Origin of the sequence: Geobacillus sp. GHH01, from assembly GCF_000336445.1 — a bacterium.
Taxonomy (GTDB): domain Bacteria; phylum Bacillota; class Bacilli; order Bacillales; family Anoxybacillaceae; genus Geobacillus; species Geobacillus zalihae.
The window spans coordinates 1,857,421-1,876,617 of record NC_020210.1 but is presented as its reverse complement, the minus strand read 5'-3'; the positions used below and the strand labels follow the sequence as shown (position 1 = coordinate 1,876,617).

Genomic DNA, 19,197 nt, shown 5'->3' with positions numbered 1-19,197 from the left:
AGGGGGGGCGTACAGATGAACGTCACGGATTTGTTAACAAAGGAAACGATGATTCTTGAACTTCGGGCAAAGACAAAAGAGGAAGTGATTGATGAATTGGCCGCGAAACTCGCCGAGGCGGGGGCGGTCAGCGATGTGGAGGCGTTCAAACGAGCGATTTGGGCGCGCGAACAACAAAGCACGACCGGCGTTGGAGATGGCGTCGCCATTCCGCACGCCAAAACGGCGGCGGTCAAGCGCCCGGCGGTGGCGTTTGGCCGTTCGACCGCCGGGATTGATTACGAGTCGCTGGACGGCCAGCCAAGCCATTTGTTTTTCATGATTGCGGCCCCGGAAGGCGGGGAACAGACGCATTTGCAGGCGTTGGCGAAACTATCGTCGCTGTTGATGGATGCCTCGTTCCGCACCCGGTTGGAGCGTGCTTCGGATGAAGAGGAGATCCTCCGTTTGTTCAAAGAGAAAGAGAACAAAGGGGAAGAACCGTCTCTGCAAGGCGCGCCATCTGGCGGCGGACGGAAAGTGCTGGCGGTGACCGCTTGTCCGACAGGAATCGCTCATACGTATATGGCCGCTGATGCGCTGAAAGCGAAAGCGGCGGAAATGGGGGTGGCGATCAAAGTCGAGACAAACGGCTCCGATGGAGTGAAAAACGCTCTGACGGCGCAGGAGATTGAAGAAGCAACGGCGATCATTGTGGCGGCCGATAAACAAGTCGAGATGGACCGTTTTGACGGCAAACATGTCATTCAAGTGCCGGTCGCCCAGGCGATCCGTGAGCCAGAGAAGCTCATCGAGCAGGCGCTGCGCCAAGACGCGCCGATTTATCGGGCAAGCGGTGCGGCACGGGGCAGCGTGGGAGCGGCGAAACCGCGAGCCGGTTTTTACAAGCATTTGATGAACGGCGTATCGAATATGCTGCCGTTTGTCGTCGGCGGCGGGATTTTGATTGCGCTTTCCTTCACGTTCGGCATTAAGGCGTTTGATCCGAAAGATCCGTCGTATCATCCGTTTGCCAAACTGTTAATGGACATTGGCGGCGGCAATGCGTTCGCGTTAATGGTCCCTGTACTGGCTGCATTCATCGCCATGAGCATTGCCGACCGGCCGGGGTTTGCGCCGGGGATGGTCGGCGGCTTTCTGGCGGCGAACGGCGGCGCTGGGTTTTTGGGCGGATTGATCGCCGGCTTTTTGGCCGGGTATTTAGTCGTCGGGCTGCGGAAACTGTTCAGCCGCTTGCCGCAGTCGCTTGAGGGGATTAAACCGGTGCTGCTCTATCCGGTATTCGGCATTTTTCTCACTGGCGTCATCATGATGTATGTGGTCATCGATCCTGTCAAAGCGTTGAATGAAGGGTTGAAACATTGGCTTTCCGGCATGGGAACCGCGAACTTAGTGCTGCTTGGTGCGGTGTTGGGCGGCATGATGGCGGTTGATATGGGCGGACCGATCAACAAAGCGGCGTATACGTTTGGGCTAGCCATGATTGAAGCGGGCAACTTTGCGCCGCATGCGGCGATTATGGCTGGCGGGATGGTGCCGCCGCTCGGCTTGGCGCTGGCGACGACGTTCTTTAAAAAGAAATTCACGAAAGCCGAGCGGGAAGCTGGAAAAACGTGCTATGTCATGGGCGCTTCGTTCATTACCGAAGGGGCGATACCGTTTGCGGCGGCTGATCCGGTGCGGGTTATTCCATCGATTATCGTCGGCTCGGCTGTAGCCGGAGCGTTGACGATGTGGTTCCATATCGGGCTGCCGGCGCCGCACGGCGGAATTTTCGTCATCCCGATCGTCAAAGGCAGCGCATGGCTTTATATATTGGCTATTTTGATTGGTTCCATCGTGACCGCATTGATGGTCGGGTTGTGGAAAAAAGAAGTGGAAGAATAATAGAAGAAGAGGCGTTTCGCCAAAGGCGAAGCGCCTTTTTGATTTTTCTTGCCAAATTTTCATGACAATGGCCATTTCTCATGGTAAAATGAACGGTTGTAAATGAGAGGAGAACCCATGATGAACACGTTTTTGCAGCTGAATACGATTTTTATCAGTATATTGATTGAATCGTTGCCGTTCGTCGTGCTTGGGGTGTTTGTTTCCGGAGTCATTCAAATGTTTGTCAGTGAAGAGACCGTACAACGGTGGGTGCCGAAAAATCGCTTTTTGGCAATTGTTTATGCGGCGTTGATCGGGGTGTTTTTCCCTTCATGCGAATGCAGCATCGTGCCGATCACCCGCCGTCTCGTCGCCAAGGGGGTGCCGCTTTACGCGGCCGTGCCGTTTATGTTAACGGCGCCCGTCATCAATCCGGTTGTGCTGTTTTCGACATATATCGCCTTCGGAAGCAGTTGGACGATGGTATTGTGCCGGGCGCTGTTCGCTTGCGCCGTCGCCGTCGCTGTCGGTGCCGTGATAGCGATTCGGCATGAAGGCAGCGAGTTGCGCCATGAACGGCGCGAGATGCCGATGATGCCCCGTACTTGGAAAGAGAAAATCGTCGGCACCCTGCGCCATACGATCGATGAATTTTTTGCGACCGGGAAGTATTTGATCATTGGGGCGTTCATTGCTTCGGCGATGCAAACGTATGTGAAAACGTCGGCGCTTGTGTCGATCGGCAATGGGAAAGTGGCGGCCTCTTTGGTCATGATGGCGCTCGCCTTCGTGCTGTCGCTCTGTTCCGAGGCGGACGCCTTTATCGCCTCGTCGTTTCAAAGCACATTTCCGTTTCACGCGCTGGCAGCGTTTCTCGTTTACGGGCCGATGCTCGATGTGAAAAATACGCTCATGTTGTTTCAGTCATTCCGCGCCCGGTTTGTGTGGAAACTGATTTCCTATATCACGTTGTTTGTGTTTGCCGGATCGCTATTGATCTAGCAAGGAGGTGGCGGCATGATTCGCATGTATATTTTGCTTGGGTTTGCGTTTTTGTTTTTTCATTTATATATTACTGGAGAGTTGAGCAAATACATTAATATGCGGTATTCGTATATTTCGTTTAGTGCGATGTTTGTGTTTGCTTTTTTAACGATCGTGCAATTTGTGCTGGCAAGCCGCAACGAGGAACCGCACGATCATGGGGAAGAATGCTGCGGCCATCATCATGAGCCGTCCGCGCGCTGGAAGCGGGCGGTGAATTACCTTATTTTTGTTTTTCCGCTTGTTTCCGCCTTCTTGTTTCCCGTTGCGACGCTGGATTCTGAAGTCGTAAAGGCGAAAGGGATTCATGTTCCTGGGATGGCGGCTGACAGCAGCGATCCGTTTGCCCAGCGGCAGTTTTTGCGTCCGGATACGAGCATGTATTATGGGCGGGATGATTATCAAAATGCCATGGAAAAAGAGCTGAAAAAATACAGCCGTCTCCCTCGCTTGGAGTTGAATGATCAAAATTATTTAAATGCCATGGAAACGATTTATCAGTTTCCTGGCGAATTTGCCGCCCGCGACATTGAATTCACCGGGTTTGTCTACCGTGAAGAAACGGCGCGCGCCAATGAGGCGTTTCTCCTTCGCTTTGGAATCATTCATTGTGTTGCGGATTCAGGGGTGTACGGGCTGCTCCTTCAGTTTCCAAAGACGGCGCCGCTTCAAAATGATGAATGGATTCATGTGAAAGGTACGCTATCCACCATGTATTACCAGCCGTTTCATATGACGCTTCCGTATGTAAAAGTGACGTCATGGGAGAGGGTGGCCAAACCGAAGGAGCCGTACGTATACCGCCAATTCAATGAATAAGAGCGAGCCGCGGACTGGCTCGCTCTTTTGGATAAAGTTGCGCTCATTCCTTTTGCCGCGCTTGTTTCACCATGGTGATTGCGCTTGTTTGGCTGAACGAATTGTCGAATGGGGAAAGGGCCGTCAACGCTTGGGCGGCATCGATCACCTCGCCGAGTTTCAAGCAAAGCAAGCGCTCCTCTTCCAATCCGCGCCGCCGCCATTCAGCCCATAGGCGGTCAAGCGCTTCTTTCGGCGTATCGTCCGCGAGGCGGAACGCCCCGTAATGCATCGGCACAAACAGCCGGGAGCGGCAGTCCAAAAACGCCTGCACCGCTTCTTCGGGTGTGGTGTGCTGCGGCCCCATGAACCATTCCGGTTCGTACGCGCCGATCGGCAAGAGCGCATAGTCGATGGAAAAGCGTTCGCCGATGTCGCGAAAGCCGCGGAAGTAGCCGCTGTCGCCGGCGAAGTAGATGGTGGGCGCGCCGTTTGATGTGATCACCCATCCGCCCCAATGCGACGTGTTCGTGTCCCACAGCGTCCGCCGCGTCCAATGCTGGGATGGAACAAACGTCAGCGACACATCACGGAAGACGACCGTTTCCCACCATGACAGTTCGGTGACATGGCGGTAGCCGCGGCGGCGGAACAAGCGGCCGAGGCCGACCGGCACGAACACGTGCGGATCGCCTTTTAAGCGGCGGAGGCTGCCGAAATGCAAATGGTCGTAGTGGCCGTGGGAGATGAGCACAACGTCCACAGGCGGCATCTTGTCAAGCGGAACACCGGGAGCCGTCAAGCGTTTGGCCGCGCCCATCCAATTCGCCCAGACGGGATCGGTGACGATGGTGATGCCATTGAGTTGAACGACAAAGGTCGAATGGCCGACCCAACAGAGCTGCGGCCTGCCATTCGGCTCCTGAAGCCTCTCGTATTGAGGCGGTGAAACATGCGGCACGACGTAGGACAAATCTTTTTGTTTTTGTTTCCGCTCCCGCTGCCAGCGGCGGAAATCGGCCCATGTTTTGTGCGTCGAGACGCCGTCTAAGTTTTCATAGCGCTTGGCCAACGATTTCTCACTCCATTTTTTGTGTTATATTATTTAGAGTAGCAAACCTTTTTTGCGAAGTACAAAATGTTTGCCCAGGTGGTGGAATGTATGCTTCGTTCGTTTACAATCCGCACGGCAAAGCGGGATGAAATGATCGACATTACTTCATTCGTCGAGGAGACGGTGCGCCAGGCTAACGTGACGGAAGGGATCGCTGTCGTTTATTGTCCGCATACAACGGCTGGCATCACCATTAACGAAAACGCGGATCCAGATGTCAAGCGCGACATGATGCGCCGCTTTGATGAAACATATCCGTGGGAGCATCCGCTTGACCGCCATATGGAGGGAAACACAGCCGCCCATATGAAAGCGAGCACGGTCGGTGCGTCGCAGCACGTCATCATTCATGAAGGCCGTCTGCTCCTTGGGCGGTGGCAAGGCGTCTATTTTTGCGAGTACGATGGGCCGCGCCACCGGACGTTTTACGTGAAAGTCATTGGAGGATGAAACCATAATTATATTATGTGAATATTAAACATAAGGAAAGACGATGGCTGAATCATACCGTCAGCAAATGGGGAAAAGCATAGAAAAGACCCGGGCGAATCGTTTGCCCGGGTTTTTCTATTGGCAAAAAGCCGGCTGGCGCCGTTGCCCTTACGCCGGCGTCGTCAAAATGAGCGGTCCGTTTTTCGTAATGGCGATCGTATGTTCATATTGCGCTGAATACGAGCCGTCGATCGTTCGCGCCGTCCAGCCGTTCGGATCCATTTTGCTTTGCCATGCCCCCATGTTGACCATCGGTTCGATCGTGATGACCATCCCTTCCTTTAAACGCATCCCTTTTCCTTTTTCACCGAAGTGGGGGACATACGGTTCTTCGTGGATCGTCGGGCCGATGCCGTGTCCGGTGAAATCGCGGACGACGGAAAAGCCGTGCGCTTCGACGTACGTTTGAATGGCGTGGCCGATGTCGCCGATCCGATTGCCGAGAACGGCTTGCTCGATTCCTTTATAGAGCGACTGCTCGGTGACGTTAAGCAGTTTTTGCACGTCTTCACCGACGTCGCCGATGGCGTACGTCCAGGCGGAATCGGCGAGCGCTCCGCGCAAATTGACGACAAAGTCGATCGTGACGATATCGCCTTCTTTCAGCGGCTCGTTGCGCGGAAACCCGTGGCAAATTTCATCGTTAATGGAAGCGCATGTCGCATACGGATAGCCGCGGTATCCTTTTTGTTCCGGTTTGGCGCCGTATTTAGCCAAAAACGTTTCAACGAACCGGTCGATTTCCATCGTTGTGACGCCCGGTCCGATGCGTTTGGCGATCTCTTGATGACAGGCGGCCAAGAGTTTCCCCGCCTCGCGCATCAATTGAATTTCCCGTTCCGTTTTGACGTGAATCATGCAACTGTCTCCTTTTCCCTCGATGTGTTTCGCTTCGATAAGTATTGTAGCAAAAAGAACGGTGATGTGAAACCGCGGCAATCCATTCTGAACTGCGGATCGATTCCAAGATTTCACCTCAAAATAGGATGCGAAAGAGGCGAAGATGCTCAGGAAAAAGAAAGGCCCTTTGATGGGGGCATACAGAATTTCGAGTGATTGATCCTTGCCTGCAAAAAGCTTTTCCAGCTCGCCTCTGCTATGTCAAAAGGCGGCAAACAGCTGTTTTTCTTTATCAGAAATCGTTGAGGAAGAAGGAGACGGTGCGAGCGGCAAATAAATCGACACCGTCGTTCCTTTATGTATTTCGCTTTCGATGCGAATCGTTCCGTTCATCGATTCAATGATGCGGTAGACGACCATCATCCCGAGCCCCGTGCCTTTGACGCCTTTCGTCGTAAAATACGGTTCGCCAAGCCGTTCGAGCTGTTCTTTCGTCATGCCAACGCCGGTATCGGCGATGCGGATGAGCACGCGTCCGTTGTCAATGGAGACGTATACTTGCAACGTCCCGCCGTTAGGCATCGCTTCGATGGCGTTTTTCATTACGTTGAGCAAACATTGACGGAATTTTTCGCGCTCACCGATGACGGAAAATGGCGCAAGCGTCGCTTGAATATCGACGCAGCTCATATTGGCGAGCGGGCGGAGGATGTCAATGACTCGCTCGATTTCGAGCTTCACGTTCAGCTTTTCCGGCGTCTCGGGCGCCGGCTTGGCAAACGTCAAGTAATCGGTGATGATCGCTTCAGCTCGGTCAAGCTCCTCAATGGCGATGCGCGCATACTGGCGGCGTTTGTCGGCAGCGAGCGGCTGCTCTTCGATCAGTTGGATAAACCCACGCGCCGCGGTGAGTGGATTGCGAATTTCATGGGAGATGGAAGCAGCTAAATGGGTGACGGCTTCCATTTTCTCGGCCCGAATCACTCGTTTGCGCAGCGCGATGTTATGGTGCACCATTTCCTGAAACGAACAAACGATGAGCATGCTGATGGGCTGTACAAACAAAAAGATAAGCGCAACGGAAGGCGGAGGAGAAACCGCAGCAGCCATCCACTCCGCTATGGCGACGGTCAATAGGCCAGAGCCGAAGCTGAGCGATGCAGCGAACAGCGTGCGCTGTTTGGTTGGCAGCTCGACAAACCGTTTTGTCAATAAACTGCTTGTTGCAGCGATGGCGATGGAAACGACGACGGTGACGAAGACGCCAGCTCCGCCGAACAGCGAGCGGTAGGCGATCGATGTCAACGCTAAAACCGTCGCCGCCCCCGCTCCGCCGTACAAACCGCCAAGCCATAGAGGAATTTGCCGCAAGTCGAAGATAAAGTCATTCTCTGTTCCGACCGGGAGGGTGATGCATAACATGATCACGACGGCGTAACAAATGGTCGGCAAATAAAGGCGGAATCGTTTTGGCCTCTTCTCCTGCTCCGTACAGAGGGGAACGAGGAACACCGGCAGAAGGATGAAAAACAAGTTGAGCAAAAAGTCTTTAAAAATATTCAGCATCGCGGCACCTTCTTTCCCATCGTCAAGCTGCATAACCAGAATTTCTACAAAAACTGCGAATATATTACATTGTAACCGGAAACCGACCCGCATGTTAAGGTCGAATTCATAGCCTTTTTTTGATATAAATCTTGTTTTTTCGACAAGAGCAGGAAAAAAGAACTATTTTTTGTTTATTTAGTAAAGTAGCGGTTTATTATTATCAAACTATTTTGTAATATTTTAATTGTATATATATTCTATCATAGTGAAGGAGGGGTTTTTCTGTCTAAGCGTTCGATCACTTCACTCGTTGCCGCGCTGTCGCTCGGCATCGGGCTGTGGGCATCTCCGGCGGAAGCGCCGAAAGCGGCTAACGCCCCCGGCATTCCGGCTGTGAAGCAAGGGGGACCGGTCGATTTTGCGATTGCCAATGAGGAAAAGCTGGCGGAAATGTTGAAACGGAGCGGAAAGCTTCGCGCTGATGCGACTCCTGCTGAGGTGGAACAAGCAGTGCGCGACTATTTGCGGCAAAAGGCGATTCATATGCCGCGAGGAAAAGGAGAATTATACGATAAAGAGGCAAAGCGCGCCGAGGCGATGCAGGACGGACAGCAGACAAATGGCGTGCTGAACGGGAAAGGGAAAAAGCTCGGACAATCGAAAACGGCTTCCGTGCCATCCGTCAAGCCGGAGCCATGGAACGGCGGCAAGCGGGTCGACCGTGTACTCGTTTTGCTCATCGAATATCCGGACTTTCCGCATAACAACATTCAGCCAACTGAAACGGATATGTATTATAAAGATTATACACGCGAACATTATGAAGATATGATTTTCGGCGGCGATGACGGCTATTACGATGGGCCGAATGGCGAGAAGCTTATCTCAGTAAAAAAATATTATGAAGAGCAATCAGGCGGCAGCTATTCCATTGAAGGAAAAGTGGCAGGCTGGTATCAGGCGAAGTATCCGGCTAAATACTATGGCGGAAATGTACCGGCGCCGGATGGCAATGACGCCAATCCACGGGCGCTTGTGCGCGAAGCGCTGGCGGCAGCCGCCCAGGACCCGACCATTGATTTGCGTGAGTTTGACCAAGAGGATCGGTATGATTTGGATGGCGACGGCAATTATCGCGAACCGGACGGTTTGATTGACCATTTAATGATCATTCACTCCAGCGTCGGAGAAGAATCGGGCGGCGGTTCGCTCGGCGGCGATGCCATTTGGTCGCACCGCTGGAATTTAGGATCGGTGTACCGCATTCCGAATACGACGACGGATGTGCCGTATTGGCGCGGTCAACTGGCGGCTTACGATTATACGATTGAACCGGCTGACGGGGCGGCGGGGGTGTTTGCTCACGAATACGGCCACGATTTAGGGTTGCCGGATGAATACGATACGATTTACTCCGGTCTGGGCGAGCCAGTTGCCTATTGGTCGATTATGTCAAGCGGAAGTTGGGCGGGACGCATTCCGGGCACCGAGCCGACCGGCTTCAGCGCCTGGGCGAAACAGTTTTTGCAGTCGACAATGCCCGGCAGCAACTGGCTGAGCGGAACGACCGTTGAGTGGAACGAAGTGACGCAAAACGGTGTTGAAGTCGTGCTCGATGAAGCGAGCACGAAAGGGACGAACAACGATGCCGTGCGCATCAATTTGCCGAAAAAAGAGACGGTCGTCACCATTCCGCCAAGCGGTGCGTATGCATATTTCTCCGGCAGTGGAAACAACTTAGATCATACGATGTCAACGACGATCGATTTGACGGGAGCGTCCAAGGCGACGCTGGCTTTTGATACATGGTATGCGATTGAGAAAGACTGGGATTATGGGGCGGTAGAAGTAAAACCGCATGGCAGCAACGAATGGACAACAATTCAAGGAAACATTACGACGACCGACAACCCGTACGGACAAAACCCGGGCAACGGCATTACCGGTGCGTCAAACGGCTGGGTGAAGGCGGAATTTGACTTGTCGGCCTATGCAGGACAAACGATTGACCTTCGCTTCCATTACATCACTGATGTAGCGGTGTCGGAAGCTGGCTGGTATGTTGACAACATTCAAGTGACGGCAGATGGCGCAGCTGTGCTTGCCGACGGCGCCGAAGGGGACAGCTCCTTTGTGATGACCGGCTTTGAAAAGAGTAATGGTAAGCGATACTCGGATCATTACTATTTGCTTGAATGGCGCAACCACCGCGGCGTCGATGAAGGGCTCGCCCATATTTTGCGCGGCGGCCGGCTCCTTTCGTACGATCCAGGTCTTGTCGTCTGGTATGTAGATGAAGGCTATGACAACAACTGGACGGGCGTCCATCCGGGCGAAGGGTTTCTTGGCGTTGTGGATGCCGACCAGCATACATTGAAATGGTCGGGCAACACGACAGCGTCGACTCGCTATCAAGTGCACGATGCGGCGTTCAGCCTGCAAAAAGGAGCCTCATTCCGCGTGGCGATCAATGGCTCACAGCTGATCGACAACGATACATCGCCGACGCCGGTGTTTGACGACAGCCGGTCGTATGACAATAAAGGGGCCGTTGACGCCGGCCGGAACGTGCCCAACTATGGCCTAAAAATCCGCGTCATCGGTGAAAGCGCTGACCGCACGGCAGCGCGCGTGTTGATCTACCGCTGACAACCTCCAAAGGCGCACGGAACATTTCCGTGCGCCGAGCATTTGTCGACACGGTTTGTCATCCCTTCGTCGAATTTGTTGATTTTTCTTTCCCCCTTTTTTCCGCTTTTTCCGTTTATAATCATAAGTAGGATTGGATGAGAAGGGGGAACAAACAGAATGGAATGGTATGAACAGCTGTCGGCGTGGATTGCCGAGAAGCAGCCGGTGCGTGTAAAAACCTATCAAGGGGAAGTGGTCGTGCTGCCGGTTAAGCTGTATCAGGACACCCGCAAATTGTTCGTTTACAACCGTCAAATGCGGCTGATGAACATTCCGTTGGACCGGATCATTTCCGTCGAGCCGACGCGCATCATCGGTTCCTTTGACCGTCGGGGAGAAGAGGCCATGGTACATACTCGTTGAACGGAGGGCACGCGTCTTTGGGCGCGTGTTTTTTGATGGTGGTCGGCTGTTTCTGCCTGCGGTCTGTTCTGTTGCGCTGGGCGCTATACCCAATGAAGGCGGCATTCGCGTTGCGATGTGCCAGGGAGCGGAATGGTTTTTGTTGCATAGGCAAAGACCATCTTTTAGAATGGAAAGGACAAACGACTGACCATAAGGGGGAAGGGACATGCATGGCAAACGGATTGCCTTGTGCGCGTCACGCAAACTGGACGAAATGACAACGCTTATTGAAAAGCAAGGAGGAACGGCCATCATTCGTCCGGCGCAAGGGACCGTCTTTTCAAAGGGAAGCGAACTGGGAGAGGAAATGCGAACCGTCATCGCCATGCGGCCGGACTGGATCGTATTTACGACGGGAATCGGCTTTGAGGCGCTGTTGGAAGCGGCCGACCGGGAGGGAATGGCTGCCCAATGGCATCGAACGATCAAGGAAGCGAACGTGGCTGCCCGCGGCTATAAAACGGTGGCGGCGTTGAAACAAATCGGCGTCACTCCGGTGGCAGTAAGCGAGGACGGGACGACGAAAGGGTTGATTGCTGCTCTTTATGGGCACGACTTTGCGGAAAAAAACGTTGTTGTACAGCTGTATGGCGACACTGCGCCAAGGCTTCGGCAATTTTTCCTTGAGCGTGGCGCGTCCTATACGGAACTACTTCCATACCGGCATGTCGCTCCGGATGAGAAGACGCTTGAGACGCTATACAATGAAGTTGTCGGTTGTGAGGTCGATGCCGTCTGTTTTACATCGGCGATGCAAGTCCGCTTTTTCTTTTCGTTCGCCCGCGAGAAAAAAGAGATCGCACCGCTGCTTGACGCGTTTCGCACCGATGTCGTGGCCTGCGCCGTTGGCAAAGTGACAAAAGAAGCATTGGAAGAAGAGGGAGTCGATCGCGTCATCGCCCCGGAACATGAGCGGATGGGAGCGATGATCGTGACGCTCGCTCGGTATTTTGATGCCCAAGCCCTTTAGGGGGCTTTTTTGTTTTATATAAATTGTTTATCCTATTATATAAAAAAACCCTTTATTTTAACGTGTTATATTACCCTGTTTAATAAAAAATTGAAACTGTTTATTTTTTTGTAACAGTTTTCCAACCATTTTTCGTTTATCATGAAAATGGAGGAATCGATGATGCATTCATTTTGCCATATGGGAGGCCCTGAAGGGGTGAAACTATGCGCTGGCTTGGCGCAATTAAAACAAGAGCACGGCCCGTTGCGCGCCCAAATGGAGCAGGTGCTCGCCGCAGCGGAAGCGATCGGCCAAGGGGCGGATGACCGCAACTGGCGTGGGCCGCTCGCCGATTTGAGGGAAAAAGTCGAATCGTTCGTCGCCGTTTTAGATCCTCATTCGGAGCGGGAAGAAGGCGTATTGTTCCCGATGATGGCCAAGTACATCGGGCGGACGACCGGCCCCATCGCCGTCATGGAATACGAACATGAACAGGCGAAAGCGCGTCTTTCGATGTTTTTGGAAAAAACCGCCCATTTGCCGGAAACGGTGGACCGCGAACAGGCGTTAACGCTCGCCGGCGCGGTGGTTGAGGCGCATCATATTTTGGATGAGCATTTCATGAAAGAAGAAAACGTGCTCTTCCCGATGGCCGAGCGGCTGTTGTCGGACGGGGAGAAAGAGGAGCTGTTTGCACGCATGAACGAGTGACGATGGAATGGAAAACGGGACGCTTCTTTGTATGGAGCATCCCGTTTTCTTCATGGCACGCGGATGAGTCGGGTTGGCGCCGGTCCGTGACGGAGAGGGACGGGAGGCGGATGAACGGCATCCCGTTTTTCGTGATAACGGTCTTGGTTGGGGACTTTATGCTGCCTGACATCCGCTTACTGGGCGCGGTCAAGCGAGTCGACGGATTTGGGCATCCGCTTTCGGTAGACGACGTAGCTGCGCTGCAAGTAGCGGAGCGGAAAGCTGAATACGTGAACGAGGCGGGTGAACGGCCAGACGGCGAACAAGCCAAACGCGGCGAGAATATGGATTTTGAACCAAAGCGGGACCGTTTCCATATAAACCGGGTCCGGGCGGAATGTGAGAAGGCCGCGGAACCATGGACCGATCGTCGTTCGGTAGTCAAAGCCATGTGAGTTGACGTTCAGCAATGTCGATGATAACCCGCTGGTGATCACGACAAGCAAAAATCCGAGCGCGACCCAGTCGCCGGTGCTGCTTGTCACCCGTACGCGCTTGACCGTCAAGCGGCGGCGAAAAAGGATCACGAAACCAGCGAGCGCCGCCAAGCCGGCCGGAATGCCGCCTGCCAAGGCGAGGGCGTGGTACATCTCTTCTGTCACGCCAAGCGCTTCGTAAAACGGCTCGGGAATGAGAATGCCCATCACGTGGCCGACAAACACGAACAAAATGCCCCAGTGGAACAGAAGGCTTCCAAGGCGCAACTGCCGTTTTTCGAGCAGTTCGCTTGATTTTGATGTCCAGCCAAACTGGTCGCGCTGGTAGCGCCAAATATGGCCGGCGACAAATAGGACAAGCGCCAAATACGGAACAATCACCCAGAGAAATTGGCTGGCCATGCCGTTGCACCTCCTTTCGGGAGCGGCGTCACGCCGAGTTGAGTGAATGTGTGATTGAGCGCGTCAAACAGCTGTGCATACGGGCTGCCTGCCGCTGCCAGCCGGTCGCCGATTTCGCGGATATGGCCGGCATAATCGGCGAGCAAGGCGGTCGTATGCTCTTGATCTGCATAGGCCATCCATTCAAGCATGAGCGGCAAGTAGTCGGGCAGCTCGTGATCGGAGACGGCGAATCCGGCCGCTTCGTAGCGCGCTTTTAAGGCGACGAGTTCGATTCCGCGCTCCCGCTGCTCGCCGTTTGTCATATACGTCAAGTACAAATTTGTTTTTTTGCCGAAATCGAATGTTTCGACATATTGCTCCATCCGCTCTCGAGCCGGGGTGACCGCGAGCTGTTCGGCCACTGCCAAAAGCGGCGCGCGGACGGTTTCATCGTCAAGCGAGCGGATGGCGTCTAGGCAGTCAGGAAGCGATTCGGCCCACTGTTCGTCCGGGTAAGACAACAAATACGATACACATAGAAAGACCGTTTGTTGTTGTTCGCTGTTCATCGTAAATCCTCCATTTCATTGTTGAAGGGGGCGGGGCTCGCCTTCTTTCTCCTTTTACAGCGTGCCGCAAGCGCCCGGGCCGCCGGCAAATGCAAGCCCGCAGCTGCCTTGTTCGGCGTAGAGGTCAGCGACTTCTTCGCGGTGCGATGCTGGAATGACGAAGCGGTCTTCGTATTTGGCAATCGCGAGCAAACGGTACATCTCTTCAATGTCTTCACGGCTTAAGCCGAGCGATTCAATGAGGCGGATGTCCGGCTGTTTGTTCGTTTGTTTCGCCCGCATGTATGAGCGCATGGCCGCCATTTTTTTCAATGTCGTGCGGATGTGCGCCGTATCGCCCGCCGTCAGCAAATTCGCCAAATACTCGATCGGAATGCGCATGTTGTCAATCGCGGGGAAAATGTCATTGGCGCTGGCGCTGCTTCCTTTTCCTTCGATTGTATTGATGATTGGGCTAAGCGGCGGAATGTACCATACCATCGGCAGTGTCCGGTATTCCGGATGGAGCGGCAAGGCGATTTTCCAGTCGACGATCATTTTGTAAATCGGCGAGCGCTGCGCGGCGGTGATCCATTCGTCCGGAATGCCGGCTTCTTTCGCGGCGGCGGCGACGGCTGGATCGTTTGGATCAAGGAAAATATCAAGCTGGGCGTGGTACAGCTGTTTCTCATCTTCGACGCTCGCTGCTTCTTTGACTTTATCCGCATCATACAGTATGACGCCGATGTAGCGAATGCGGCCGACGCACGTTTCCGAACAAATCGTCGGCATGCCGGCTTCGATGCGCGGGAAGCAGAGCGTGCATTTTTCCGCTTTGTTCGTTTGCCAGTTGAAATACACTTTTTTGTACGGGCAGCTTGTGACGCAATACCGCCAAGCGCGGCAGGCGTTTTGGTCGACGAGAACGATGCCGTCCTCGTCGCGTTTGTACATGGCGTCTGACGGGCAGCTTGAGACGCATGACGGATTGAGGCAATGCTCGCAAATGCGCGGCAAGTACATCATAAAGACGTTCTCGAATTCTGCCTGAATGGACTGCTCCATTTTGACGACGTTCGGGTCGCGCAACCCTGTGACGTGGGCGCCGGCCAGGTCGTCTTCCCAGTTCGGCCCCCATGACAGCTCCATCCATTCGCCGGTGATGCTGGATTTCGGCCGCGCCACTGGCTGGTATTGTTTTGACGGGCTGTTCGTCAACGTTTCATAGTCGTAATTCCACGGTTCGTAGTAATCGTCGATCGTAGGCTGGTACGGATTGTAGAACAAGTTGACGAGCCTCATCGCTTTCGAGCCGGATTTGAGCCGCAGTTCGCCGTTTTTCAACTCCCAGCCGCCTCTATACTTCTCTTGGTTTTCCCATTGTTTCGGATAGCCGATTCCGGGTTTCGTTTCAACGTTGTTAAAGTACATGTATTCAGCGCCGGGGCGGTTCGTCCATGTGTTTTTGCACGTGACGCTGCACGTATGGCAGCCGATGCATTTGTCCAAATTCATCACCATGCCGACTTGCGCTTTCATCTTCAAGCCAATCAACCTCCTCGAGTTTGCGGATGACGACGTACAGGTCGCGTTGGTTGCCCGTCGGTCCGTAATAGTTGAATCCGTAGCTTAACTGTGCATATCCGCCGATCATATGCGTCGGCTTTACGTGGATGCGCGTCGGGCTGTTGTGTGTGCCGCCGCGGTTGTTTGTCAGCTTCGTGCCCGGCACGTTAATATGGCGGTCTTGCGCGTGGTGCATAAACGCCATGCCGCGCGGCAGCCGGTGGGAGACGACGGCGCGGGCGACGACGACGCCGTTTTCGTTGAAACATTCGATCCAGTCGTTGTCGTTGATGCCGGCTTCGGCCGCATCATCTTTGTTCATCCACACGGTCGGCCCGCCGCGGAAAAGCGTCAACATCGGCAAGGAGTCGAAATACATGCTGTGGATCGACCATTTGTTATGCGGCGTCAAATAGTTCAAGATGACTTCCTTTCCGTTTTCTTTCGGGCGTTTGTTTGAAAACGGACGGTGCGGCAACACCGGCTTGAACGTCGCCATCGTTTCGCCGAACTCGTGCATCAGTTCATGATCGATGTAAAACGACTGCCGGCCGGTCAACGTCCGCCACGGGATGAGCCGTTCGACGTTCGTCGTAAACGGCGAGTAGCGCCGCCCGCCTTTTTCCGAGCCGCTGAACGCCGGCGAGGTGATGACCGTTTTCGGCTGGGCGGTGATTTGTTCAAACGTAAAGCATTCTTCCTCGCGTTCTTTCGCTAAATCGGCCAATTTCAAATCCGTCTTTTTCTCAAGCGCCTCCCACGCTTTGACCGCCATTTTTCCGTTTGTAGTCGATGACAGCGTCAAAATCGCTTCCGCCGCTTTTTTCGCTTCGCTGATATCCGGGCAGCCATCGGCGACCGAGGCGCGCCGGACAGTGCCAAGCCGGCGTTTCAGCTGTTCGTACTCGTCTTTCGCCGACCAGGCAATCCCTTTTGTGCCGATCGGCTGGCGGGCGACGTTCGGACCCAGGGCGGTCATTTGATCGTAAATGAGCGTATAGTCGCGCTCGATGACATGAATGTTCGGCATCGTTTTGCCCGGAATCGGTTCGGTTTCGCCTTTGCTCCAGTCTTTCACTTCACCGAACGGCTGCGCCAGCTCTTGCGCCGTATCGTGCAACAGCGGAGTGGCGACGACTTCTTTCATTGGCTTCAAGCCGGCTTGTTTCGCGACATCGGATACCGCTTTCGCGAGCGATTTGAAAATGTCCCAGTCCGAGCGCGCTTCCCAGAGCGGGGGCACCGCCGGGTTGAATGGGTGGACGAACGGGTGCATATCGGTGCTGCTTAAGTCATGTTTTTCATACCAGGTCGCCGCCGGCAGGACGACATCGGAGTAAAGAGCCGTTCCCGCCATGCGGAAGTCTAGGTTGACGAGCAAGTCGAGCTTGCCTTCCGGCGCTTCGTCGCGCCAGCGGATTTCTTCCGGGCGCAGGCTGTCTCGGTCATCGTTTAACAAGCCGTTCGTCGTGCCAAGCAAATGTTTTAAGAAATATTCGTGCCCTTTGCCGGAGCTTGAAATTAAGTTGGCGCGCCAGACGATCAAGTTGCGCGGGAAGTTGGCCTCATCGTCCGGGTCTTCAATGGCAAACTGCAGCTTTTTCTCTTTCAGCTGTTTCGCGACATAGGCGCCGATTTCTTCCGGTGTGCGGGCGCCGGCGTGAACGGCTTCGTTGTACAGCTCGATGCCGTTTTTGTTAAATGTCGGGTACGACGGCAGCCAGCCGAGCCGCGTGGCCAAGACGTTGTAATCGCCAGGATGCAAGTAGCGCGCTTTTTTGGCCAGCGGCGAGACGAGTTCGTCGACCGGCCGCTCTTCATAGCGCCATTGATCGGTCGCAAAGTAAAAGAACGACGTGCCGTTTTGCAATTTCGCCGGTCCGACCCAGTCGCGCGCCATGGCGATTGTCTGCCATCCTTCCGCTGGGCGCAGTTTTTCTTGCCCGACGTAATGCGCCCAGCCGCCGCCATTCACCCCTTGGGCGCCGACGAACAAGACAAGGTTCAAGACGGCGCGGTAAATCGTATCGGAGTTGAACCAATGGTTGATCCCGGCGCCGACGATGATCATGGACCGGCCGTTTGTGTCGATCGCGTTGTCGGCAAACTCGCGGGCGATTTTGACGACGAGATCCCGCTTGACACCGGTGATCGCTTCTTGCCATGCTGGCGTGAACGGCACCTCGTCGTCGTACGAGCGGGCGACTGTGCCGCCGATGCCGCGGTCAATGCCGTAGTTGGCCAAAACCAAGTCATAGACGGTCGTGACATACACGTCGCCCGCTTCGGTGTGCACTTTTTTCACCGGCACAGCACGCTCGATTGTTTTTCCACCGTCATCCGTGAAATATGGCAACTGAATCGGGAAGATTCCATCTTCGCTGCCTAAAAACGACAGGCGCGGTTCAATGGGCTGCCCCGTTTCCTCGTCGACGAGGCGCAAGTTCCATTTCCCCTTATCCTCCCAGCGGGCGCCGATCGTTCCATTCGGCACGACAAACGAGTCGGTGTTTTCATCATAGATGACCGGCTTCCATTCGGCATTGTTCGTTTGTTTGCCAAGGTCTTTCGCCAACAAGAAGCGGCCGGCCGTCCATGTGTCTCCCTCTTGTTTTAAAGTGACGACAAATGGAAAATCGGTATACGTTTTCGCATATTGTTCAAAATACGGGACGGTCCGTTTGACATAATATTCGTTTAAAATAACATGTCCCATCGCCATCGCCAAGGCGCCGTCCATTCCTTGTTTCACCGACAGCCAATCGTCGGCGAATTTTGTCGACTCGGCGTAATCCGGGCTGACGGAGACGACTTTCGTGCCGCGGTAGCGCACTTCGGCTAAAAAGTGAGCGTCCGGAGTCCGGGTGAGCGGGACGTTCGAGCCCCAGGTGATGATGTAGCCGGCGTTGTACCAGTCGCTTGACTCCGGCACGTCCGTTTGGTCGCCCCAAATTTGCGGCGAGGCTGGCGGCAAGTCGGCGTACCAGTCGTAAAAGCTTAACATCGGCCCGCCCATCAACTGCATGAAGCGCGATCCGGCGGCATGGCTGACCATCGACATCGCCGGAATCGGCGAGAAGCCGATGTTGCGGTCCGGTCCGTATTTCACAACCGTATACAATAAGGAAGCGGCGACAAGCGTCAACGCTTCGTCCCAGCTGACGCGGACAAACCCGCCTTTTCCGCGCGCCTGTTTGTAGCGTTTTGCTTTTTCGCGGTCTTCGACGATGCTTTTCCACGCTTCAAGCGGATTGTTCGGATGAGCCGCGAGCGCCTCGCGCCACATGTCAAGCAAAACGCCGCGCACGTACGGGTATTTGACGCGCAACGGGCTGTACATGTACCATGAGAAGCTCGCGCCGCGCGGACAGCCGCGCGGTTCAAAATCCGGCATATCCGGCCCGGTTGACGGGTAGTCAAGCTGCTGCCCTTCCCACGTGACGATGCCGTTTTTGACATAAATGTTCCAGCTGCACGATCCTGTGCAGTTGACGCCGTGAGTCGAGCGGACGACTTTGTCGTGCTGCCAGCGGCGGCGGTAGGCGTCTTCCCAGGCGCGGTCGCCGTAAGTTGTTTCACTGTGGCCGTCGGCTTGGCGCTCAATCGGCCGAATATATTTGAAACGGTTGGCAAGCGGGGATCGTTTTCGTTTCATTTTGTTCAACTCCTTTACGCGTTCTGTACTTTTAACAATAACCATGATGCCAATAACACGATGTTAACTTTGTCACACTTCGCGGCATTGTCACAAATTCG

Annotated in this window: 14 protein-coding genes and 1 pseudogene; 8 read left to right on the top strand and 7 right to left on the bottom strand. The window is 54.3% G+C overall.

The features are described 5' to 3' along the window. Window positions 1-15 precede the first annotated feature (15 nt). The 3 genes from GHH_RS09275 to GHH_RS09265 all read left to right on the top strand — a co-directional run bounded on the left by GHH_RS09275 (window position 16) and on the right by GHH_RS09265 (window position 3,732). On the top strand, window positions 16-1,887 hold the full coding sequence (locus tag GHH_RS09275) for a PTS fructose transporter subunit IIABC (protein ID WP_015374927.1): 1,872 nt from the start codon (window positions 16-18) through the stop codon (window positions 1,885-1,887). A gap of 117 nt (window positions 1,888-2,004) precedes the next feature. After that, window positions 2,005-2,871: a permease gene (locus GHH_RS09270; protein ID WP_015374926.1), complete on the top strand. Its 867-nt coding sequence runs from the start codon at window positions 2,005-2,007 to the stop codon at window positions 2,869-2,871. A gap of 15 nt (window positions 2,872-2,886) precedes the next feature. After that, window positions 2,887-3,732, top strand: a complete 846-nt coding sequence (locus GHH_RS09265) for a TIGR03943 family protein (protein ID WP_015374925.1) — start codon at window positions 2,887-2,889, stop codon at window positions 3,730-3,732. 43 nt (window positions 3,733-3,775) lie between these two features. On the opposite strand, the gene GHH_RS09260 is transcribed toward GHH_RS09265, so the two are convergent. Further along, complete coding sequence (locus GHH_RS09260; protein ID WP_013523837.1) at window positions 3,776-4,783, bottom strand: MBL fold metallo-hydrolase; 1,008 nt, start codon at window positions 4,781-4,783, stop codon at window positions 3,776-3,778. A 90-nt stretch (window positions 4,784-4,873) separates the two neighbouring features. Here GHH_RS09260 and GHH_RS09255 point away from each other — a divergent pair, with 90 nt between their 5' ends. Next, complete coding sequence (locus GHH_RS09255) at window positions 4,874-5,275, top strand: secondary thiamine-phosphate synthase enzyme YjbQ (protein ID WP_013145243.1); 402 nt, start codon at window positions 4,874-4,876, stop codon at window positions 5,273-5,275. A 150-nt stretch (window positions 5,276-5,425) separates the two neighbouring features. On the opposite strand, the gene map is transcribed toward GHH_RS09255, so the two are convergent. Both map and GHH_RS09245 read right to left on the bottom strand, forming a co-directional pair. Next, a complete protein-coding gene (map, locus tag GHH_RS09250) occupies window positions 5,426-6,175 on the bottom strand; it encodes a type I methionyl aminopeptidase (RefSeq protein WP_013145244.1) in 750 nt (249 codons plus the stop codon). Between the two features lie 243 nt (window positions 6,176-6,418). After that, the gene (locus tag GHH_RS09245) at window positions 6,419-7,723 is read right to left on the bottom strand and encodes an ATP-binding protein (protein ID WP_015374924.1); all 1,305 of its coding nucleotides are present in this window, start codon (window positions 7,721-7,723) and stop codon (window positions 6,419-6,421) included. A 264-nt stretch (window positions 7,724-7,987) separates the two neighbouring features. Between GHH_RS09245 and GHH_RS09240 the strand changes: the two genes are divergently transcribed. The 4 genes from GHH_RS09240 to GHH_RS09225 all read left to right on the top strand — a co-directional run bounded on the left by GHH_RS09240 (window position 7,988) and on the right by GHH_RS09225 (window position 12,464). Then, window positions 7,988-10,354 (top strand): immune inhibitor A domain-containing protein, encoded by a 2,367-nt coding sequence (locus GHH_RS09240; RefSeq protein ID WP_041470492.1) that lies wholly within the window; start codon window positions 7,988-7,990, stop codon window positions 10,352-10,354. Between the two features lie 159 nt (window positions 10,355-10,513). Further along, window positions 10,514-10,759: a hypothetical protein gene (locus GHH_RS09235; protein ID WP_013145247.1), complete on the top strand. Its 246-nt coding sequence runs from the start codon at window positions 10,514-10,516 to the stop codon at window positions 10,757-10,759. Between the two features lie 208 nt (window positions 10,760-10,967). Continuing rightward, a complete protein-coding gene (locus GHH_RS09230) occupies window positions 10,968-11,771 on the top strand; it encodes a uroporphyrinogen-III synthase (RefSeq protein ID WP_015374922.1) in 804 nt (267 codons plus the stop codon). 162 nt (window positions 11,772-11,933) lie between these two features. Continuing rightward, a complete protein-coding gene (locus GHH_RS09225; RefSeq protein ID WP_015374921.1) occupies window positions 11,934-12,464 on the top strand; it encodes a hemerythrin domain-containing protein in 531 nt (176 codons plus the stop codon). Between the two features lie 176 nt (window positions 12,465-12,640). On the opposite strand, the gene narI is transcribed toward GHH_RS09225, so the two are convergent. The 4 genes and pseudogenes from narI to GHH_RS09205 form a co-directional block, all read right to left on the bottom strand. Further along, window positions 12,641-13,345 carry a respiratory nitrate reductase subunit gamma gene (gene narI / locus GHH_RS09220; RefSeq protein ID WP_015374920.1) on the bottom strand — a complete coding sequence of 235 codons (705 nt, stop codon included), beginning with the start codon at window positions 13,343-13,345 and terminating at the stop codon, window positions 12,641-12,643. After that, window positions 13,321-13,896: a nitrate reductase molybdenum cofactor assembly chaperone gene (narJ, locus tag GHH_RS09215; RefSeq protein WP_014195921.1), complete on the bottom strand. Its 576-nt coding sequence runs from the start codon at window positions 13,894-13,896 to the stop codon at window positions 13,321-13,323. The genes narI and narJ overlap by 25 nt, the downstream gene beginning before the upstream one ends. A gap of 54 nt (window positions 13,897-13,950) precedes the next feature. Continuing rightward, window positions 13,951-15,420 carry a nitrate reductase subunit beta gene (gene narH, locus GHH_RS09210; RefSeq protein ID WP_041470491.1) on the bottom strand — a complete coding sequence of 490 codons (1,470 nt, stop codon included), beginning with the start codon at window positions 15,418-15,420 and terminating at the stop codon, window positions 13,951-13,953. Further along, a pseudogene (locus GHH_RS09205) lies at window positions 15,413-19,096 on the bottom strand (nitrate reductase subunit alpha); the annotation flags it as partial. The gene narH and the pseudogene GHH_RS09205, both read right to left, overlap by 8 nt. Between the last annotated feature and the right edge of the window lie 101 nt (window positions 19,097-19,197).

Excerpts from the sequence above, each read along its gene's own strand:
- GHH_RS09275 (WP_015374927.1), top strand. The coding sequence starts at position 16 with ATGAACGTCACGGATTTGTTAACAAAGGAAACGATGATTCTTGAACTT.
- GHH_RS09270 (WP_015374926.1), top strand. The coding sequence starts at position 2,005 with ATGATGAACACGTTTTTGCAGCTGAATACGATTTTTATCAGTATATTG.
- GHH_RS09265 (WP_015374925.1), top strand. The coding sequence starts at position 2,887 with ATGATTCGCATGTATATTTTGCTTGGGTTTGCGTTTTTGTTTTTTCAT.
- GHH_RS09255 (WP_013145243.1), top strand. The coding sequence starts at position 4,874 with ATGCTTCGTTCGTTTACAATCCGCACGGCAAAGCGGGATGAAATGATC.
- map (WP_013145244.1), bottom strand. The coding sequence starts at position 6,175 with ATGATTCACGTCAAAACGGAACGGGAAATTCAATTGATGCGCGAGGCG.
- GHH_RS09245 (WP_015374924.1), bottom strand. The coding sequence starts at position 7,723 with ATGCTGAATATTTTTAAAGACTTTTTGCTCAACTTGTTTTTCATCCTT.
- GHH_RS09235 (WP_013145247.1), top strand. The coding sequence starts at position 10,514 with ATGGAATGGTATGAACAGCTGTCGGCGTGGATTGCCGAGAAGCAGCCG.
- GHH_RS09230 (WP_015374922.1), top strand. The coding sequence starts at position 10,968 with ATGCATGGCAAACGGATTGCCTTGTGCGCGTCACGCAAACTGGACGAA.
- GHH_RS09225 (WP_015374921.1), top strand. The coding sequence starts at position 11,934 with ATGCATTCATTTTGCCATATGGGAGGCCCTGAAGGGGTGAAACTATGC.
- narI (WP_015374920.1), bottom strand. The coding sequence starts at position 13,345 with ATGGCCAGCCAATTTCTCTGGGTGATTGTTCCGTATTTGGCGCTTGTC.
- narJ (WP_014195921.1), bottom strand. The coding sequence starts at position 13,896 with ATGAACAGCGAACAACAACAAACGGTCTTTCTATGTGTATCGTATTTG.